The sequence below is a fragment of the Pseudomonadota bacterium genome (genome assembly GCA_039196715.1).
Lineage (GTDB): Bacteria > Pseudomonadota > Gammaproteobacteria > CALCKW01 > CALCKW01 > CALCKW01.
This window is the reverse complement of the sequence record JBCCUP010000110.1, coordinates 1-10,948: the sequence shown is the minus strand read 5'-3', so window position 1 is coordinate 10,948 and position 10,948 is coordinate 1. Positions and strand designations below refer to the sequence as shown.

Sequence of the window (10,948 nt, the reverse complement as noted above, 5' to 3'; positions counted from 1 at the left end):
TGGCGAGCGGAGAATTTTGACCCGCGTTTCACCCTCGCTGAGTGGCTGTGGATTGAGGTCGCGTAGCTGGACGACGTGCGCTGCCGCTCCGTGCTGGTCATAGAAGGCTTGTTGCATGGTGTGTTCCCTTGGGTGGATGAGCCGAATGCGTGAGACGACTCTTTAATGAATTAGATTCACTAACACTGTAGGGAAGCAGGCTGGCAAAGTCAACATTAATGAATATAATTCAGTTATGAGCAAGAACACCGGCAAACCCAAGCGCACGCGCGATCCCGATCGCAAGCTGGCAGCCTTGCATGCGGCTGCCCTGAACCAGTTCACCGAGCGGGGCTATGAACCCGTGTCCATCTCGAGCATCGCCAAAGAGGCGGGTATCGCAGTTGGTACCGTGTACCGTTTCTATGAGAACAAGTTGTCCCTGCTGCGTGCCATGCTCGAAGGTGTGGAGGCGGATTTTGTGAGCCGCATGGAGCAGGATTGGGTCAAAGGCGGTGACCACGACAAGCGCCTGGATCGGATCTGCGAGGGTGTGTTTGAGGTCGCGAAAGAGCGCAACACGCTGATTCGTCTTTTCGCCATGACCACGGATGTGGTCTACGAGGACGGCTCGCTTCCGGGCGATCGCATTCAGGCGCAGATCAGACGCATGTACGAAGAGGCAACCGCCGCTGGCGCATTCCGCCAGGGAGACGTGGACATGATGTCTTCGATGGCGCACGGGTTGGTCGAAGGCGCCTTGATGCACTGGATGAGAACGGGATTTCCGGATGGACGGCGCGCTTCGAGCCAGCTTGCAGCTGTCATGAAATCAGGTTTCCTGGCGTGAGCCCGGGCACGCCTGCTCGCCCAACCGGGCGGCCACAGTCAATCGGACCGGCCATCAAACGTGCCCTCGGTCACGAGGTACAGCAGCATGACGCCGAGGGCCTGCAGCGCGAGCAGTGAGCGCTTGGCCGTGCGCCGGGTGTGTCGCCGCACGCGGTGGTAGGTCAGCGACAGCCGGTGCCGGTGCACAACCGCATCGAACATCGGCTCGGTGTCGCAGCCGAAGTCCGCCTTGTAGGAGTCTGTCGAGCCGCGCATGAAATCGTATTCGGTCAAGCCGCGCGCGCGACAGGTGCCCATTTCTGCCATGTGCGAGACGAACAGCGGCATGTAGCGGTTGACAGCCGTGTTGCTGAATCCGCTTTGGTAGTAGTGGCAGCGGCCCTTCGAGTAGTAGAGGTGGAGTGCCGCGGCGGGTTGATTCTTGATGCTGAAGATCACCACGTCGGCCTGGTGGCGGCCGCTCAGGCGCCGCAGGCAGGCCTCGTGAAACGCGTAGAAACGCGCCGAGTTGTACACGCCACCGCCGCGCCGACCCTCCCAGCGCATGTTGTGCAAGGCCTTCACCACACTCAGGTACGGTCGGACATCGTCGGGGTGTGAGATTGTGTGTCGGGTGAGGGTGCCCGCGTCGCGTTCGATCGCGCGTCGACAGCGTTTCAGGCGTTTCTGCCGACTGTCTGACAGGCGACTGATGTGATTGTCGCGTTTGCCGCTCAACGGCACGAAGTAGCGTTGGGCGGTGTGCACGACGTCGGTGCTGAACCAGGTGTCCATGATCGCCACGAGTTTGAGCGCGAGGTGGCCGCTCAAGGCGTCGCTCAGCACGATCGCCGACCAGGTGTCGTTGAACCGCAACGATCGTGCAATGAAACGGACAACGGGGGCCTCGAAGCCACGCTTGCAGACGATGTCGAGGTACTCCGAGACGATGGCGTCTTCGGGGGCTTCGCCGGTGCCGAGCCAGCGCAACACGTAGCCGTAGCCGCGACAGTGGTGTCCATATACAGGCATGACACCCACGAGCGTGTCGCGCTCGTACACCGCGATGATGTGCAGGTCGCGCGACGGGTCGGCAAACACCTCCCACCAGGTAAAGAGCCACTCCCAACTGAGAAACACCGATTCCTGTGCGGTGTTCTCGAGCAGGTTTGACCATTCGCGCCGAAGCGCTCGAAAGGCTTCGGTATTGTCGATGATACGCAATCGGAACGCGTACCGGCGTTTACGTGCGGTGGCTTTTTTCATGCCTGCAGTATTGAAGTGCGTGCAGGCGAGGTGGGTTAAGCTTCAGCGCGCGGCGCGTTACGATTCGATTTGGGCGACCACGCCGACGACGAATTCGAGTCCGGTGTGAAACAGAGACGTATTCAGCGCCGACCCCGCACGGATGTCACACGGTGTGCCGACCGGCGCGGTGGCGGCCTGGCTTGGCTCGCGAAAAGCGCGGGTAAACCGCCAAAAAAAACCGGCGGGGTGCCGGCTTGACTGCAGCGTTGCTGTTTCCCCGTTGAGCCCTGTCACGAACAGAGCCCCGACCGGGTCATGGTGCCGAGAAGAGGACTCGAACCTCCACGGGAGTTACCCCACTGATACCTGAAACCAGCGCGTCTACCAATTCCGCCACCTCGGCAAAGGTGCTGTGCTACACAGAATCGCGTACTCTAGTTTGCCTCCAGACCGCTGTCAATCCATGCGACGCCGGTCGATCTTGTCCCCCCGACGGTACCCATGGCTCAAAAGAAAAAGAACACGCCCCGCAAACCCAAGGCCTCAACCACGCGCAGTGCGCCGCGCAAGACGCGTACACGCCGTGGCGCGGGCAAAGCGACTGACCGCACGTCCACCGACCCCTTTGCCGATCGCGAACAATTGCGCTACGCCAAGCCGATCGCTTCGCGCGAGCACCTGCTGACGGTCATCGGTGACCTCGGCGCGCCCGCGACGCGCGATGAGCTGCAACGGATCCTGCGCGTGCGCGGCGAGGAAGCCACCGAAGCGCTGCGGCGGCGCCTGAACGCGATGGTGCGCGACGGGCAACTGGTCGAAAACCGGCGCGGCGCCTACCTCGTGGTCGACGAGCGGGATCTCCTGCGGGGCCGCATCACTGCGCACCCGAACGGTTTCGGTTTCATGGGCCCCGAGGACGGCAGCGATGACCTCTACCTCAGCCCGCGCGAGATGCGGGCGGTGCTCCACGGCGACCGCGTGGTCGCGCGGGTCAGCGGGGTCGACCGGCGCGGCCGGCGCGAGGGGCAGGTGGTCGAGGTGCTCGAGCGGGCCAACGAATCGATCGTCGGGCGACTCGTCATCGAGCGCGGCGCCGCTTACCTGCGCCCGGAAAACGCGCGCATCCACCAGGACATCATGGTCGGGTCCGACGACATGGGCGGCGCGCGCAACGGCCAGATCGTGCTGGTCGAGATCGTGCGGCAACCCGACACACGCCGTCCGCCGCTCGGGCGCGTGGTGCAGGTGCTCGGTGACAGCATGGCGCCCGGCATGGAGATCGACATCGCCATCCTCGGCCACGGTATCCCGAACACCTGGCCGGACGGCGCGCGCGAGCAGGCCGAGGCCTGCGGTGACCGGGTCCGGGCCACCGACAAGCGCGGCCGGCTGGACCTGCGCGACGTGCCGTTGGTCACGATCGACGGCGAAGACGCGCGGGACTTCGATGACGCGGTCTGGTGCGAACGCCGACGCAACGGCAGCTTCCGTCTGCTGGTTGCCATTGCCGACGTCGCGCACTACGTCACGCCGGGCAGCCCGCTCGACCTCAGCGCGGAGAAACGCGGCACGTCGGTGTACTTTCCGGGGCGTGTGGTACCGATGTTGCCAGAGGCGCTCTCGAACGGGTTGTGCTCGCTGAACCCCGACGTCGATCGGCTGTGCATGGTCGCGGAGCTGAGCGTCAGCGCCGAGGGCGCGCTCACGCGCACGCGCTTTCACGAGGCGGTCATGCGCTCGCACGCACGGCTCACCTACACCGAGGTCGCGGCGATGCTGATCGACCGCGACGCCGGCTTGCGCGACACCCACGCGGCGCTGGTGCCGCACCTGGAAAACCTGCACGCGCTGTTTCAGTGCCTGATCGCCTCTCGCCAGAACCGCGGCGCGATCGAATTCGAGAGCACTGAGACGCGCATCGAATTCGACGCCTCGCGCAAGATCGACTCGATCGTGCCGGTGGTGCGCAACGACGCACACCGGCTGATCGAGGAGTGCATGATCCTCGCGAACGTGGCCGCGGCGAAGTTGCTGCAACGCAAACGCATTCCAACGCTCTACCGCGTCCACGAGGGGCCCAACGAAGACAAGCTCACCGAGCTCCGCGAGTACCTCTCGGTGCGCGGGCTGCACCTCGGGGGCGGCGATGAACCCAGCGCGCAGGACTACGCGCAGGTCGTCGCCGACATGGCCGGTCGCAGCGACGCGGCGCAGATTCAGACAGTGCTGCTGCGGTCGTTGAAACAGGCGGTCTACCAACCGGCCAACACCGGGCATTTCGGGCTCGCGCTCGATGGCTACGCGCACTTCACCTCGCCGATCCGGCGCTACCCCGACCTGCTGGTGCACCGCGCGATCAAACACGTGCTCGGCGGCGGCACGGCGCGCACCTTTCCGGTGTCGCTCGAACGCATGAACGCCCTTGGCGAGAGCAGTTCGCTCGCCGAGCGCCGGGCCGACGATGCCACGCGCGACGTCGTGAACTGGCTCAAGTGCGAGTACATGCGCGGACACGTCGGCGAACGTTTTTCGGGTGCGGTGTCGGCGGTGACCAGTTTCGGTCTCTTTGTCGAACTCAGCGATGTGCATGTCGAGGGCTTGGTGCATATCACGAGTCTGCCGAACGACTACTACCACTTCGAACCGGCGCAACACACGCTGATCGGCAAGCGGGGCGGCCGGCGTTTCGCGCTCGGTGACCCACTGGCCGTGCGGGTGGTGCGCGTTGACCTCGACGAACGCAAGATAGACCTCGAGCTGGTGGAACCGCGGGCCGGCACACGGCGACGCGGCAAGAAACGGGCGTGACGCGCGAGGCCGAAACCAGCCTGGTGTACGGCCGTCACGCGTGTGCTGCCGTGTTGGACCAGCGGCCGCGCAGTGTGAAACGGCTGTGGGTGCAGGCCGGGTTGACGCTGGATCTCGTCGAGCGTGCTGCGGCGGCGGGCATCACGGTGGCGTCGGCCTCGCAGTCGGCGCTCGACGCACGCTGCGACGGTGGCGTGCACCAGGGGGTTTGCCTCGCGGTGGTGCCACGCGACCCCGAAGGCGAGGACAGCCTCTGGCACCGGCTGGGGGCGGTCGAGGCAACGCCACTCGTGTTGGTGCTCGACGGGGTTCAGGACCCGCGCAACCTCGGCGCCTGCCTGCGCACGGCCGAGGCAGCGGGCTGTCTCGCCGTGGTGACGCCGCGCGACAAGGCGGCGCCGCTCAGCGCGGCGGCGCGAAAGGCGTCGGTGGGCGCTGCCGAACGCATGCCGTTGGTGCGCGTGGGCAACCTGGCGCGCACGCTCGACACCCTGGCTGACCACGGTGTCTGGCGGGTGGGCGCGGCCGGAGAGGCGAGGGTGGCCCACACCGAGGTGGATCTCGCTGTGCCGACGGCACTGATCCTCGGGGCCGAGGACCGTGGGCTGCGGCGGCTCACACGGCAGAAGTGCGACCACCTGGTCCACATCCCGATGTGGGGGGCTGCGGGCAGCCTGAACGTCTCGGTTGCGGCGGGCGTGCTGTTGTTCGAGGCGGTGCGGCAACGCGGTCACGGCTGAAACGTGCCCAACCGTGGCATTCGGCGTCTCTTGGCCGTATACTTCTCCGGTTACCGTCTGCCTACGCGGCGGTAGCCTGATTTACTCCTTGGTCCCGATGGGGCCAAACCCACAAGGAGCAGCAATGCGACACTACGAAATCGTGTTCATGGTCCATCCGGACCAGAGCGAACAAGTCCCCGCCATGAACGAGCGCTACCGCGCGATGATCGAACAAGGCGGTGGCACCATTCACCGACTCGAAGACTGGGGACGCCGCCAACTCGCGTACCCGATCAACAAGGTCTACAAAGCCCACTACATTCTGCTGAACATCGAGTGTGAAACGGCAGTCATCGACGACCTGACGGGTGCCTTCCGGTTCAACGACGCCGTCATTCGCCACATGGTGATCAAGCGTGAGACCGCTGTCACCGGCACCTCGCCGCTCGCCAAACGCGACGAGAGCAAGGACGCCCGCCCGGCCCGCAGCGACGCGTCCGAGGGCGCCGCGCCCGCAGCGCCTGCCGAGTCTGCCGCGCCCGCCGCTGACGCGTCTGGCGACGCAGCACCGGCCCCGGCGGCCGACTGACGCCCCCACCGTTTTCAGGAGAGTTTTCCATGTCACGCTTTTTTCGCCGTCGTAAATACTGCCGGTTCACCGCCGAAGGCATTACCGAGATCGACTACAAGGACCTCGAGATGCTCAAGGGCTACGTCACCGAGACGGGCAAGATCGTGCCGAGCCGGATCACCGGCACCAAGGCCAAGTACCAGCGTCAGTTGTCCACTGCGGTGAAGCGCGCGCGCTACCTCGCGTTGCTGCCCTACACCGACCGGCACTGATCGCCTGCCGGGTCGCCCGATCGGGTTACCCGGTGCACTCGCCGTGTTAGCGCAATTCGCCTCCAAAGGGCCATGGCAAACCGCGTTGGTGGCCTCCAGCATGCTGACGCTCGGGGCCATCCTGCCGCCGGCCATGTGGTTCAGCGCTGCGGCCATCGCGATGTACCTGATGCGCCACGGCTGGCGCACCGGCACCGTCGCAGTGGCCCTGGCGGCTGCGGCCGCGGTGGCGTTCCACCTGCTGGTGCCGGCGCCGGGTGGCGCGTGGTTTGCGCTCTACTCGGGTGCGGTGTTCTGGGGTCCGGTGATCGTGGTGGCGCTCGTGTTGCGGGCCACCGTCAGCCTGGAGCTCGCGACACTCGCGGCCTTCGGTCTGGCGATGCTCACGGTGATTGGCGTGTATGTCATTGTTGATGCGCCCTACGCGATGTGGCAGGACTACATGGGCCGCTTCGTGGCAGCGAGCTCGGGCGACATGGATCCCGAAGTGGCCGCCAGCACGGTCAACACGCTCGCGCGGTTCGGCACGGGCATGTTGGCGTCCGGCTTCCTGATGAACACCCTGATCGGGGTGTACCTCGGTCGCAGCTGGCAGGCGCGGGTGTTCCAGCCGGGCGGCTTTCAGTCGGCGTTTCATGCGCTGAACCTGCCGGCGAAAGTACGAGTCTCGCTGTTCGCGTTGGCGCTCGTAGGTTGGTTCGGCAACGCCGACATCGGCCTCGCCGTGGCCTTGCCGGCGGCGTTGGTGCTGGTTGTCCAGGGCCTCGCGATTGCGCACGGCGTGGTCGGCATTCGACGACTGGGGGTGGGCTGGCTGGTCGCGATGTACGTCGTGTCGATCTTGCCGCACACCATTGTGTTGATCGCGCTGGTGGCGGTGGTCGACATCAAACTCGATTTTCGTGGGCGCGCGCGTGCGGCCCACACACCTGAAGATTAACCGTCGGGACACCGGCGAAGAGGACAAAAACAATGCAACTGATTCTTTTGCAGAAAGTGGACAACCTCGGTGACCTCGGCGACATGGTCACGGTGCGGTCCGGTTTTGCCCGCAACTTCTTGTTGCCCAAAGGCATGGCGAAGGTCGCGAACGAAGCCAACGTCGCCGAATTCGAGGCGCGTCGCGCCGAGCTCGAGCGCGAAGCCTCGGCCCGCCTGACCGAAGCCCAGGGCCGTGCCGACAAGATTGCTGCGCTGAGCATCGTGATCCCGGCCAACGCCGGCACCGAAGGCAAGCTGTTCGGTTCACTGGGCGCGCCCGACATCGCCGACGCCGTGACGGCGGCCGGCGTGCCGGTCGAACGCAAGGAAGTGCGCCTGGGCGAGGGACCGATCCGCACTGTCGGTGAGCACGAGGTCGGCTTGCACCTGCACAGCGACGTCGACGTCACCTTGACCGTGACGGTCACCGCCGAGGCGTGATCCCGTGCGGTGACAGCGGGTGGCGCCCACGCGGCGCCCACTCGCGGGTACACTGATCCATCGCCGATCGAACCCCGTCTGCCATGGCCGAAATCGACTCCTTCAGTGTACCGCCCGTCGACCGCGACGCCGCCGTCGACGCCCTGCGCGTGCCGCCGCACTCGATCGAGGCGGAGCAGTCCGTGCTCGGCGGCGTGATGCTGAGCCCGAGCGCCTGGGAGCGGGTTGATGGTGTTGTCGTCGAAACCGACTTCTACCGCCACGACCACCAGCTCGTGTTTCGCGCGTTGAAATCCCTCGCCGAGCAGGAGCAGCCGCTCGACGTGGTTACCGTGGCCGAATGGCTTCAGCAGCGTGACCAGCTCGAGGAGGTTGGCGGCCTCGTGTTTCTGAACCGGCTGGCGGCCGATACACCGAGTGCGGGCAACGTCAAAGCCTACGCCGAAATCGTGCGCGAGCGCTCGGTGCTCCGCCAGATGATTTCGGTGGCCAACGACGTGGCCGACGCCGGGTACCACCCGAACGGCCGCGACAGCCGCGAGCTGCTCGATTTCGCCGAATCCAGGGTGCTTGGCATCGCCGATCAGGTGGAGGCAGCAGGCGGTGGCTTCCGCGGTATCGCGCCGATCCTGGCCGACACCATCGACCGCATCGACGAGCTCTACTCGAGTGGCTCGACCATCACCGGGCTGCCGACCGGCTTCTCCGAGTTCGACCAGATGACCTCGGGGTTGCAGCCCTCGGACCTGATCATCGTCGCTGGCCGCCCGTCGATGGGCAAGACCACATTCTGCATGAACATCGCCGAAAACGCGGCGATTCAGGCGGAGCAACCCGTTGCAATCTTCTCGATGGAGATGCCCGGCGAGCAACTCGCCATGCGGATGATCTCGTCGCTCTCGATGGTCGAGCTGCAGAAGATCCGCACCGGCGCACTGACCGACGCCGACTGGCCGCGCATCACCTCGGCGGTGGCGTTGATCAGCGAACGCAAGATCTTCATCGACGATTCGCCCGGCCTGTCGCCCACCGAGGTGCGTGCCCGGGCGCGCCGGCTCAAGCGTGAGCACGGCCTCGGCTTGATCGTGCTGGACTACCTCCAGCTCATGCAGATCAAGGGCTCGAGCAGCGACAACCGCACCGCGGAGATCTCCGAGATCAGCCGGTCACTGAAATCGCTGGCCAAGGAGCTCAACGTGCCGGTGATCGCCCTGTCGCAGCTCAACCGCTCGCTGGAGCAACGCACCGACAAGCGACCGGTCATGTCGGATCTGCGGGAATCGGGCGCCATCGAACAGGATGCCGACGTGATTGTGTTCATCTACCGCGACGAGGTCTACAACCCGGAGAGCCCCGACAAGGGCACTGCGGAAATCCTGATCCGCAAACAGCGGAACGGCCCGATCGGTAGCACGCGGGTGGCCTTCATGGGTCAATTCACCCGCTTCGACAACTACTCGCCGGAGTACATGGGCGTGGATTACTAGGCGTCAACCGCCGAGTTCACGCGACGGTTTCGCCAAACACTTGATTTTCAGAGGTAAAAAAGTAAAGACCTGTGACGTGCACTGACGGGAGCACGCCGCTGTCAAGCGTGCGCCCTGGCAAACGGCAGGGTAGTTGCAAACAGACTCAGCGTTCGAGGAGCTCGAGCTTACCGGCCTTGCCATCCCAGTCCGCGGCATCGGCGGGAGGGTCTTTCTGTTGTGTTATAACGGGCCAGTCTTGCGAAAGTTCCGCGTTGAGATTGAGGAAGTCCAGCTGTGAGTCAGGCAGGTCTTCTTCGGCGTAGATGGCGTTGGCCGGGCATTCGGGCTCGCACAGAGAGCAGTCGATGCACTCGTCGGGATCGATGACCAGGAAGTTGGGGCCTTCATGGAAACAGTCCACCGGACAGACTTCAACGCAGTCTGTGTACTTGCACTTGATGCAGTTCTCGGTGACGACGAATGCCATGCGTCTCTCGGCGACAGGGTGTGGTGTCTATAGCCGAGATATTGTGTCCGAATCAACGCGTGTTCGCCAGTGAGCACGACATGAATTACCGCAATCGAGTCACGTTGAAATGAAGCCGATCAGAAAAGCCGTTTTCCCGGTTGCCGGCATGGGCACCCGGTTCCTGCCGGCGACCAAGGCGAGCCCGAAGGAGATGCTGCCCGTCGTCGACAAACCGCTGATTCAGTACGCCGCCGAGGAGGCTGTGGCCGCCGGGGTCGACACGCTGGTGTTCGTCTACGGGCGCACCAAGAACGCCATCGTCGACCACTTCGACAAGGCCTACGAGCTCGAGATGGAGCTGGAGAGCCGAGGCAAGACCGAGATGTTGGAGCAGGTGCGCAATATCGTGCCGTCGCACGTCGACTGTGTGTTCATCCGCCAGGCGGAGGCACTCGGCCTCGGCCACGCGGTGCTTTGCGCCAAGCCGGTTGTCAACGACGAACCGTTTGCCGTGATTCTTGCCGACGACCTGATCAATTTCACGCGCCAACCGGTGTTGTCGCAAATGGTCGACGCCTACAACTACCAACAGTGCTCCGTGCTCGGCGTCGAGCGCGTACCCGAGGACGAGGTCAACGCCTACGGCATCGTCTCGGGCGAGTCGGTCGGCGAACGCCTGAGCCAGGTCAGTGGCATCGTGGAGAAACCGCCGGTCGACGAAGCGCCGAGCAACCTCGCGGTGGTGGGCCGCTACCTGCTCACGCCACGCATTTTCGAGCTGCTCGAGACCACCGAGCGGGGCGCGGGCAACGAGATCCAACTGACCGACGCAATTGCGAAGCTGCTGACCGAACAGCGGGTGTTGGCGTACGAGTTCCAGGGCAAGCGCTTCGACTGCGGCAACAAGCTCGGCTACCTCAAGGCCCAGGTCGAATTCGGCCTCGGGCACGACGAGCTCGGCGAGGATTTCAGGGCCTACCTCAAGGCGCTGGCCCTCGACGGCAACGTCACCCCGATCAACTCCGGCGCCGCTTGACCGTCCAGGCAGCGTCTTCTATATTAGGCGGCTTGATTCCCCGATAGCTCAGTTGGTAGAGCAAATGACTGTTAATCATTGGGTCGCAGGTTCGAGTCCTGCTCGGGGAGCCAATGAATTC

The 10,948-nt window shown here is 64.6% G+C and carries 11 protein-coding genes and 2 tRNA genes; 10 read left to right on the top strand and 3 right to left on the bottom strand.

Annotation, left to right across the window (positions count from 1 at the left end):
• Window positions 1-235 precede the first annotated feature (235 nt).
• Window positions 236-829, top strand: coding sequence for a TetR/AcrR family transcriptional regulator (locus tag AAGA11_21515; GenBank protein MEM9605451.1), 594 nt, complete (start codon window positions 236-238; stop codon window positions 827-829).
• A 38-nt stretch (window positions 830-867) separates the two neighbouring features.
• Here the strand turns inward: AAGA11_21515 and AAGA11_21510 are convergent, their stop codons facing one another.
• The gene (locus AAGA11_21510; protein MEM9605450.1) at window positions 868-2,076 is read right to left on the bottom strand and encodes a GNAT family N-acetyltransferase; all 1,209 of its coding nucleotides are present in this window, start codon (window positions 2,074-2,076) and stop codon (window positions 868-870) included.
• A 298-nt stretch (window positions 2,077-2,374) separates the two neighbouring features.
• Window positions 2,375-2,461, bottom strand: a tRNA-Leu gene (locus AAGA11_21505).
• Between the two features lie 98 nt (window positions 2,462-2,559).
• Here AAGA11_21505 and rnr point away from each other — a divergent pair.
• The 7 genes from rnr to dnaB all read left to right on the top strand — a co-directional run bounded on the left by rnr (window position 2,560) and on the right by dnaB (window position 9,340).
• Window positions 2,560-4,866: a ribonuclease R gene (gene rnr / locus AAGA11_21500; protein ID MEM9605449.1), complete on the top strand. Its 2,307-nt coding sequence runs from the start codon at window positions 2,560-2,562 to the stop codon at window positions 4,864-4,866.
• Window positions 4,863-5,606 (top strand): 23S rRNA (guanosine(2251)-2'-O)-methyltransferase RlmB, encoded by a 744-nt coding sequence (rlmB, locus tag AAGA11_21495; protein MEM9605448.1) that lies wholly within the window; start codon window positions 4,863-4,865, stop codon window positions 5,604-5,606. The genes rnr and rlmB overlap by 4 nt, the downstream gene beginning before the upstream one ends.
• 124 nt (window positions 5,607-5,730) lie before the next feature.
• Window positions 5,731-6,177, top strand: a complete 447-nt coding sequence (gene rpsF / locus AAGA11_21490) for a 30S ribosomal protein S6 (protein ID MEM9605447.1) — start codon at window positions 5,731-5,733, stop codon at window positions 6,175-6,177.
• Window positions 6,178-6,206: 29 nt separating this feature from the next.
• A complete protein-coding gene (gene rpsR, locus AAGA11_21485; protein ID MEM9605446.1) occupies window positions 6,207-6,431 on the top strand; it encodes a 30S ribosomal protein S18 in 225 nt (74 codons plus the stop codon).
• Window positions 6,432-6,474: 43 nt separating this feature from the next.
• Window positions 6,475-7,371, top strand: coding sequence for a hypothetical protein (locus AAGA11_21480; GenBank protein ID MEM9605445.1), 897 nt, complete (start codon window positions 6,475-6,477; stop codon window positions 7,369-7,371).
• Window positions 7,372-7,403: 32 nt separating this feature from the next.
• Complete coding sequence (gene rplI / locus AAGA11_21475) at window positions 7,404-7,853, top strand: 50S ribosomal protein L9 (GenBank protein MEM9605444.1); 450 nt, start codon at window positions 7,404-7,406, stop codon at window positions 7,851-7,853.
• Window positions 7,854-7,936: 83 nt separating this feature from the next.
• Entirely contained in the window at window positions 7,937-9,340 is a 1,404-nt protein-coding gene (gene dnaB, locus AAGA11_21470) for a replicative DNA helicase (protein ID MEM9605443.1), read from the top strand.
• Between the two features lie 145 nt (window positions 9,341-9,485).
• Here the strand turns inward: dnaB and fdxA are convergent, their stop codons facing one another.
• The gene (gene fdxA / locus AAGA11_21465) at window positions 9,486-9,809 is read right to left on the bottom strand and encodes a ferredoxin FdxA (protein ID MEM9605442.1); all 324 of its coding nucleotides are present in this window, start codon (window positions 9,807-9,809) and stop codon (window positions 9,486-9,488) included.
• Between the two features lie 109 nt (window positions 9,810-9,918).
• Here fdxA and galU point away from each other — a divergent pair, with 109 nt between their 5' ends.
• Both galU and AAGA11_21455 read left to right on the top strand, forming a co-directional pair.
• Window positions 9,919-10,827, top strand: a complete 909-nt coding sequence (galU, locus tag AAGA11_21460) for a UTP--glucose-1-phosphate uridylyltransferase GalU (GenBank protein ID MEM9605441.1) — start codon at window positions 9,919-9,921, stop codon at window positions 10,825-10,827.
• Between the two features lie 37 nt (window positions 10,828-10,864).
• Window positions 10,865-10,940, top strand: a tRNA-Asn gene (locus AAGA11_21455).
• The last annotated feature ends 8 nt before the right edge of the window (window positions 10,941-10,948 follow it).